Raw genomic sequence first — 7596 nt, 5'->3', positions numbered from 1 at the left:
GGTTGCCCCGCGCTGCCGTTCGACTTGCATGTGTAAGGCATGCCGCCAGCGTTCAATCTGAGCCAGGATCAAACTCTTCAGTTCAATCTCTGTTTAATGTCGTTTCCGACAGATCGCTCACTCAAAATACTGACAGGCCACTTCTTTCGAAGCGCCTATATTTCTTTTTTGTGAACATTTGATAATTTAAGTATTCAAAGACCGAAGTCTTTGGCACCTTCATCAAACGCCCACACTTATCGACTGTTAATTGTTAAAGAACTTATTCGGTACTGCTTGCTGCGTTTTTGACAAAGCGTTTTGTTTGTCAGCAGCGAAGAGATGAGATTATGCAGGATTCAGCAAACTTCGTCAACTTCTTTTTTACTGCAGAGCACTTAAGGTGCTCTCCGATGAAAGCTTCGCAACTACTTGATTTCGCGTGCTTTTCAACAGGAGGCGAACTATAGCAAAGGGGCCCGTCTTTGACAAGGGCCCCTTTGCGGTTTTCTTCGTTATGCAGTGTGAAAACTTACTTCGCGCGATATTTGGTGATGGGTATCGTCAGCATGAATGGCTTATTGATATCACTGCGTCCGCTATCGAGCTCAGCGATCGTTCCCGCACACCAATCGCGCCGTCCTTGTGCTGTCGGGGGAATGGACCGGCCCGTATCTGCAGCCGCGGCGCTGGACTTTTCCAGCAATTCCGCACGCTTATGGGGCGACATGACTTCCATCAGAAGCCGCTTCTGCTGCTCTATATAAGGGGCGTTGCGCTTTTTCCAGGCAGTAGTCGAGGCGCTGAATGCACGCGCCGACGCGTCGGTCGCGCTACATATTGGCAAGGATTTAATGCTGAGCTCGTTCATGGTCAAAATACTCACCATGGCATCTTCCACTTCAGGGGTGATCGACGCATTCGGGTCCGGGGCCGGCATGGCGACCTCTGGTTTCGCTGCTTCTTTCTTCTTTTCTTCCTCGACCGGGCGTAATGTATACGCCTTCATCACGCTCATCTTGTTGGCCTTTTCCAGCGCCGGACGATCGGAATAGGTGATTTTGCCATCCGCACCGATCACCTTGTACATCTGCTGCGCCATAGCACCGGATGCCAGGAAGCAGCCAACAATCAAAGCGACGGAAGTTTTCATCATAGGGAACGGCAAGGCAAGTTATTGCGGAACAAGTCCACATACTAATGATCATTGCCGCAAAAAGCACCACGAGTTGTATTTGCGGGTTGCAGCAAAACAACTCCCCGGGCGCCGTGCCAGGCGCTCCATTCCCTGGTGGCGCGCGCCAAGGCGCGTAAAATGACGTGCTTGAACCCCTATGACGACCGATCATGACCATCCTGCTGTCCACCCTGAACGCCCGCTACGCCCACGCTTCGCTGGGTCTGCGTTATTTGCTGGCCAATATGGGCGATCTGCAGGACCAGACCCGCTTGCAGGAATTCGTGATCGGGGCCAAGACCACCGAGATCGTCGAGCGCCTGCTGGCATCGGCGCCGCGCATCATCGGCTTTGGCGTCTATATATGGAACGTGGAGGAAACCACCAAGGTCGTCGCCATGTTGAAACGGGTAGCGCCCCAGATCACCATTGTGCTGGGCGGGCCGGAAGTATCGTTCGAACATGGCGAGCAGGCGATTGTCAAGCTGGCCGACTATCTGGTCACCGGCTGGGGCGACGTCACCTTCCCCAAGCTGTGCAGAGAAATTCTGCAGGGGCCCACACCGTTGATGAAGGTGCATGCAGGCATCCAGCCGCCCATGGCCGAGATCAATATGCCGTACACACTGTATACAGACCATGACATTGCCCATCGCACGATTTACGTGGAAGCCTCCCGCGGTTGCCCCTTCAAGTGCGAGTTTTGCCTGTCCGCGCTGGACAAGACAGCCTGGCCTTTTGGACTGGACACCTTTCTGGCCGAACTGGAGTCGCTGCATGCGCGCGGCGCCCGGCTGTTCAAGTTTGTCGACCGCACCTTCAATCTGAATATCAAGACCAGCCTGAAGATCATGCAGTTCTTCCTCGACAAGCTGGAGGCCAATCCCGACGATCCGGTATATGCGCACTTTGAACTGGTCCCTGACCATTTGCCCGATGCGCTCAAGGAAGGTATCAGCAAGTTCCCGCCGGGGGCGCTGCAATTCGAGATTGGGATCCAGAGCTTCAACCCGGAAGTGCAAGCCCTGGTCAGCCGCAAGCAGGACAATGCCAAGGCTGCCGACAACATTCGCTGGCTGTGCGAACATTCCCACGCTCACTTGCATGTGGACTTGATTGCCGGCTTGCCCGGTGAGGACGTGGCCAGCTTCGCCCGCGGCTTCGACCAGCTGGTCGCGCTCAAGCCGCATGAAATCCAGTTCGGCATCCTCAAGCGTCTGCGCGGCACCCCGATCATCCGCCATACCGAACAATTCGGCATGGTGTTCGATCCTTACCCCCCGTACACCATTCTGGCCACGGACCGGATTGACTTTGCCACCATGCAGCGCCTGGTCCGCTTTGCCCGCTACTGGGATCTGGTGGCCAATTCGGGCCGCTTTACGCATACGATTGCGCGCATGCTGGGCAGCGCGCCGTTCGATAACTTCATGGCGTTCTCGGACTGGATTTACAGCAAAACCGACGCGACCCACCGAATTGCCCTGGACCGCCTGGCAGCGCTGGTGAGCCAGTGGCTGCAACTGCAGGGCATGTCCAAGCTGGACGCCAACGAACTGGTCGGCAGCGACTATGCAGGTCGCATGGATGCGCCCGCCGACAAGGCCAAGCCGGCAGTGAGCGCACCGGTACGCCAGGCACGGCATCTGGCGGCCTGAGCAGTCGCGCACGAACTCCGGTAGCGGCCATAGCGAATCTCTTTTACACTGGCGCAATGCCGATTGAAAATGCGCCAACATTAACCATCCACCACGCCGATGCAGGCGGGTCACCTGCGGTCGTCGCCAGTGGAATCTGGCAAGTCCATGCGCTGGCCCAAAGCGGCGCCATCAAGTCGCTCAGCGCCTCGCTTGCCTCTTTGAAGGACCAGGCCGCAGTCACCTGGGATTTGAGCCAACTCACCAGCTTGGACCACATTGGCGCCCAGATGTTCTGGAATGCCTGGGGCAAGCAGCGCCCGGCCCAACTGAAACTGGCTGAACGCCAGGAAGAATTATTTTCGCGCATCGAAGAAGCGAGCCGCCTGCAGGTACCGCGCGAGCGCAAAAGCCGGCTCAACTCGGTTATCGTGCTGGGCCGTGGGGTCCTGTCCTTCTTCGAGCACATGCATGGGTTCATCCGCCTGATCGGGCAGGTGGTGCAGGACCTGGGCCGTTTTGTGCGCCATCCGCGCACCGGGCCGTGGCGCGAAGTTTCCGCCAACATCTTTCATTCCGGCTTCCAGGCGCTTGGAATTACCGCGCTGGTTGGCTTCCTGATTGGGGTGGTGCTGTCCTATTTGTGCGCGCAGCAACTGCGCGCGTATGGGGGCGACATGTTCCTGGTGAACCTGCTCGGCATGAGCGTGATCCGCGAACTGGGCCCGCTGCTGGCGGCGATTCTGGTGGCCGGGCGCTCCGGTTCCTCCATCACCGCCCAGCTTGGTGTCATGCGGGTGACCGAGGAACTCGATGCCATGCTGGTCATGGGAATTTCGCACGGTTACCGCCTGATCATGCCAAAAGCGCTCGCACTGGCCATCTCGATGCCGCTGCTGGTGGTGTGGACCGACAGCATGGCCCTGCTGGGCGGGATGGCCGCCGCCAAGGTGGAACTGGGCCTGTCGGCGCGCTACTTCCTGCAGGAATTGCCGGATGCCGTGCCGTTTGCCAATTACGTGATCGGCCTGCTCAAGGGCACCACCTTTGGCGTGCTGATCGCCCTGGTGTCCTGTCATTACGGCTTGCGCATCAAACCCAATACCGAAAGCCTCGGGCGCGGCACCACCACCTCGGTCGTGACCGCCATCACGGTGGTGATCCTGGCGGACGCCGTGTTTGCCATCATCTTTTCGGAGGTGGGGTTCTGATGGAGAAATGTACAACGGGCGGTCGCGAGCAACGCCTCAATATGGTGCCGGACGAAGATGTGGGCCCGCCAGTGGTGGAAATCACGGGCCTGTGGACCAAGTTCGGACGTACCGTGGTGCACCAGGATTTGAACCTGCAAATTTACGGCGGCGAAATCCTGACCATCGTGGGCGGCTCAGGCACGGGCAAGACCGTGCTGCTGCGGCAAATGCTGGGGCTGGAGCGGCCCGCGCGCGGCTGCGTGCGCGTGTTTGGCGAAGACATCAGCGAGGCCGACGCCGACCAGTTGCGCCGCATGCGCAACCATTGGGGTATGCTGTTCCAGCAGGGGGCGCTGTATTCGGCGCTGACGGTGTTCGACAACATCGCCACGCCCCTGCGCGAGCTGCGCGCCTTGCCGGAAGACGTGATCCGCGATGCGGTGCTGCTCAAGATGCATATGGTGGGCCTGGGCATTGAGCATGCCAACAAGATGCCTTCCGACCTGTCGGGCGGGATGATCAAGCGTGCCTCGCTGGCGCGCGCGCTGGCCCTGGAGCCGCAATTGCTGTTCCTGGACGAGCCAACCGCCGGCCTCGATCCCGACCTGTCGGACGCGTTCGTGGCCCTGATCCAGTCGCTGCACCGCGAGCTGGGCCTGACGGTCGTCATGGTCACGCACGATCTGGATACGCTGTTCGCCCTGTCCACCCGGGTTGCCGTGCTGGCTGAAAAACATGTGATCGCGGTCGGACCGACGCGCGATGTGCTGGAAGTCGATCATCCGTTCATCAAGCAATTCTTCCTTGGCGCGCGCGGTCAGCGCGCCCTGGAAGTGCTCGATGAAACGGAAGCGGCCAACGAATCGGAGAAACAAGAAGATGGAAAATAGATCGCACGCCCTCATGACGGGCTTTTTTACGATCGGACTGCTGATCGCGGCCGTGCTGGCCGGAATCTGGTTCAATCGCGACCGTACCGAACGTACCCCGTACGAAATTGCGACCGTGCAATCGATCCCCGGCCTGAACCCGCAGGCAACGGTGCGCTACCGCGGCCTGGAAGTGGGCCAGGTCAGCGACATCGTGTTCGACAAGACCAGCGCCGGACAAATCCTGATTCACCTGTCGATCGACCAAGATGCGCCCATCACCAAGACCACCTACGCCACACTGGGTTACCAGGGCGTGACCGGGATTGCCTTCATTCAGCTTGACGATGAAAAGACCGGCTCGCCAGCCCTGGCCAGCAACGAAAACAAGCTGGCCCGCATTCCACTGCGCCCGGGCCTGCTTGACCAGCTTGAAAAGCGCGGCCTGGTCATCCTGGAAAAAGCCGAAGCCATTACCACCAGCCTCGATGCCATGCTCTCGCCCGAGAATCAAAAAACCATTGTGGGCGCGTTTGACAAAGTGGGACGCACTGCCGACGCCTGGGAAGCGCTGCCGAAACAACTGGAGCCGACGCTGGCGCGCCTGCCGCAGCTGGAGGCGAAGGTCGAGCGCAGCCTGGCCTCGTTCAATGAATTGTCCGACAGCGCCACCAGCATGACGCGCAACTTCGACCGTCTGGCATCGAGCCTGCAAGCGCCGGACGGCCCGATTGCGCGCCTGAACACCACCGTGGACAAGGTGGGCAGTTCGCTGGAAGGCGTCACCGCCGACCTGGAACTGGAAACCTTGCCGCATATCGTCAACATGGCGGACGAGGCACGCACCTCGCTACGCGCCGTGCGGCGCACGGCCAACACCTTCAACGACCGTCCGCAAAGCTTGCTGTTTGGCGCCCCCAACGGCACCCCCGGCCCTGGCGAACCGGGCTTTGTCGCACCGACCAAATGAGGACCACTGTGAAACTGACCCGACTTCTGCTTGCCGTATTGACTTGTGGCCTGATGCTGGCCGGTTGCGCCACCGACAAGGCGCCCGCCAGCACCACCTTCGACTTCGGCCCCGCCACGCCAGGCGCAGCCGCCACGACCGAACCGTTCGGCGCGGTGGTGGTCACCGATGTCACTGGCACAGCCGCGCTCGACAATGAACGCATGTATTACCGCCTGGCGTACGCCGATCCATTGCAGGCACGCACGTACGCGCACAGCCGCTGGAGCGCCTCGCCGCTGCAGATGGTGACCCAGCGCCTCAAGGCACGCATTGCCCAGTCTGGCGCCAAGGTCCTGACCGCCACCGACGCGTCCAGCGGCGTGGCAATCCTGCGCACCGAAATCGATGACTTCACGCATAGCTTCGACAGCCAGGCCAGCAGCCAGGGCAGTCTGGTCCTGCGCGCCTCACTGTTCCAGGGGCACAAGCTGATTGACCAGAAAACATTCACCCGCAAAACAACGGCCACCAGCGCGGACGCTGCCGGCGGTGCCCGTGCCCTGGCTGCATCGACTGACGCGGTGGCCGCCGATATTATTGCCTGGCTGGCCACGCTGCCGCAGCCCAAGCAATGACCCCGGAGGCATTACCGCAGACGCAACGCGGTTCGCCCGTTGCGCGCGCTGCCCTGCTGGCGTACTTGCTGCTGATCATTTACGCCAGCTGGTTCCCATTTTCGGGCTGGCGCGGCGCGGGCTTGTCGCCACTGACCTTCCTGACGCTGACCATGCCGCAGTACTGGACCATGTTCGACGTGGTGGTCAATGTGATTGGCTACGTCCCACTGGGCATGTTGCTGGTGCCGGCCCTGCATCCCTTCCTGCGCGGCGTGCCGGCCCTGATTGGCGCGACCTTGATTGGGGTGCTGGTGTCCGGCACCATGGAAGCTGTACAAACCTATCTGCCGAGCCGGGTGCCGCAGAATCTGGACTTCATGACCAATTCCGCCGGGGCCTTCCTAGGCGCATTGGTGGGCCTGGTCGGCGCCCGTTCCTACCTCAACCAGAATCGCCTGTATCAGCTGCGTCAGCGCTGGTTTGCGCCGCACGCCAGCCAGGGCCTGGTCTTGCTGGCCTTGTGGCCGGTCGCACAGATTTATCCACTCGGCTACATGTTCGGCCACGGCCAGCTGCTGCCGATTTTTTCGGACTGGCTGTCCCAGTGGATGGATGCCGATATCGACCTGGTGGCCATGTTGCGCCCGGGTTCGGCCATGAGCGTGGAACAATACTGGCTGTCGGAAACGGTGATCACCGCCTGCGGCATGACCGGCGCGGTGTTGACCATGCTGTGCCTGCTGAACCGGGGCGCCCCGCGCATGCTGCTGATGGGTGCGATGGTGGGCGCGGCGCTGCTGTTCAAGACGATGTCGAGTTCGCTGCTGTTCACGCCTGACAATGCCTTCGTATGGATCACACCCGGCGCCCAGGGCGGCTTCCTGATTGGTCTGATCATGCTGGCGGGACTGGCCTTTGCGCCGCAGGTGGCACAGCGCCGGCTGGCCGTCGTGACTTTGCTGCTGAGCCTGATCGTGGTGAACACGATACCCGTCAATCCCTATTTCTCGGCCACCTTGCAAGGCTGGGTCCAGGGAAAATTCCTGAACTTCAACGGCGCCGCGCAATTCCTGTCCCTGCTCTGGCCCTTTTTTGCCCTATGGTTCCTCTTGTTGCCCTCGCATAAGCTGAACCGGGTCGCCGATCGCAGAAGTTAGCAGAACGCGTATCAT

Annotated in this window: 7 protein-coding genes and 1 rRNA gene; 6 read left to right on the top strand and 2 right to left on the bottom strand. The window is 60.3% G+C overall.

All coding sequences use genetic code 11. The features are described 5' to 3' along the window. A 16S ribosomal RNA gene (locus BUC24_RS25080) occupies positions 1-84 on the bottom strand; the annotation flags it as partial. A 427-nt stretch (positions 85-511) separates the two neighbouring features. Beyond that, positions 512-1135 (bottom strand): DUF4124 domain-containing protein, encoded by a 624-nt coding sequence (locus BUC24_RS25075; protein ID WP_083599144.1) that lies wholly within the window; start codon positions 1133-1135, stop codon positions 512-514. 191 nt (positions 1136-1326) lie between these two features. On the opposite strand from BUC24_RS25075, the gene BUC24_RS25070 reads away from it, so the two are divergent. Genes BUC24_RS25070 through BUC24_RS25045 form a run of 6 tightly spaced genes read left to right on the top strand, consistent with a single transcriptional unit; the run spans position 1327 to position 7581 of the window. Next, a complete protein-coding gene (locus BUC24_RS25070) occupies positions 1327-2814 on the top strand; it encodes a B12-binding domain-containing radical SAM protein (RefSeq protein ID WP_073223241.1) in 1488 nt (495 codons plus the stop codon). Between the two features lie 56 nt (positions 2815-2870). After that, positions 2871-4004 (top strand): MlaE family ABC transporter permease, encoded by a 1134-nt coding sequence (locus BUC24_RS25065; protein WP_073223239.1) that lies wholly within the window; start codon positions 2871-2873, stop codon positions 4002-4004. A gap of 41 nt (positions 4005-4045) precedes the next feature. Beyond that, positions 4046-4876, top strand: a complete 831-nt coding sequence (locus BUC24_RS25060; protein WP_073223237.1) for an ABC transporter ATP-binding protein — start codon at positions 4046-4048, stop codon at positions 4874-4876. Further along, complete coding sequence (locus tag BUC24_RS25055) at positions 4866-5825, top strand: MlaD family protein (RefSeq protein WP_073223235.1); 960 nt, start codon at positions 4866-4868, stop codon at positions 5823-5825. The genes BUC24_RS25060 and BUC24_RS25055 overlap by 11 nt, the downstream gene beginning before the upstream one ends. An 8-nt stretch (positions 5826-5833) precedes the next feature. Continuing rightward, complete coding sequence (locus BUC24_RS25050) at positions 5834-6442, top strand: ABC-type transport auxiliary lipoprotein family protein (RefSeq protein WP_307188476.1); 609 nt, start codon at positions 5834-5836, stop codon at positions 6440-6442. Beyond that, positions 6439-7581, top strand: coding sequence for a VanZ family protein (locus tag BUC24_RS25045; protein ID WP_073223231.1), 1143 nt, complete (start codon positions 6439-6441; stop codon positions 7579-7581). The genes BUC24_RS25050 and BUC24_RS25045 overlap by 4 nt, the downstream gene beginning before the upstream one ends. Positions 7582-7596: the final 15 nt, after the last annotated feature.

Source organism: Massilia sp. CF038 (genome assembly GCF_900129765.1).
In the GTDB taxonomy this organism is placed as follows: Bacteria; Pseudomonadota; Gammaproteobacteria; order Burkholderiales; family Burkholderiaceae_D; genus Telluria_A.
Note: the sequence above shows the minus strand (reverse complement) of the source record. Positions and strands in the feature narration are given on the sequence as shown.